Origin of the sequence: Croceitalea sp. MTPC6 (assembly GCF_036985525.1) — a bacterium.
Classification (GTDB): domain Bacteria; phylum Bacteroidota; class Bacteroidia; order Flavobacteriales; family Flavobacteriaceae; genus Croceitalea.
Genome location: NZ_BTGR01000029.1, coordinates 1 through 709 on the forward strand (window position 1 = coordinate 1; position 709 = coordinate 709).

1 protein-coding gene is annotated in these 709 nt (G+C 36.0%); it reads left to right on the forward strand.

Annotation, left to right across the window (positions count from 1 at the left end; all coding sequences use genetic code 11):
- A partial coding sequence (locus tag AACP56_RS17895; protein ID WP_339339076.1) for a Calx-beta domain-containing protein occupies nucleotides 1-709 on the forward strand: 709 nt, incomplete at both ends.

Genomic DNA, 709 nt, shown 5'->3' on the forward strand with positions numbered 1-709 from the left:
TGTATTAGAAGTAACAGTAAACGAGGATGCAGGAACAGCAAGTTTCCCAGTTAGATTAACTGGTGACCTTCCAGCTCCTTTTATCGTAACCTATGAAACTACCGATGATACAGCAAATAATCCTAGTGATTATACAACTACTGCTGGTAATCTAAACTTTATAGGAACAAACGATGAAATACAATTGATTACTGTTCCAATAATTGATGATGCTATTATAGAACCAACAGAGAGGTACCAAGTAAACCTATTGAGTGTTTCTAACCCATTATTAACTATTAATGCTGCTCAAGCTAATGGTAATATCATTGATAATGATGCGGTTGCGGGTACAGGTATTGCTTTTACAAATACAAATGTAATTTTGACTGAAGGTACAGACACTTTTGCCAGATTTACTGTAACACTAACTGGCACTATCTCTGAAAATGTGACTGTAGACTATGTAACAAATGATGGGACTGCTCTTAATGGCAGTGATATTACAGCTCAGTCAGGTACTATAACATTTACACCCTCAGTTAGCTCTTTTGATATTGACGTTCCAATTTTAGATGATACTATTATTGAAGCTACTGAAGATTTTACGGTGGTACTTTCTAATATTCAGTCTAACATAGGAATAGGTTTTGTAAATGGTGATACCACTAATACAGCTACTGGAACAATAAATGACGATGATAGCGACCCATCCCTTGGGGTACAGTTC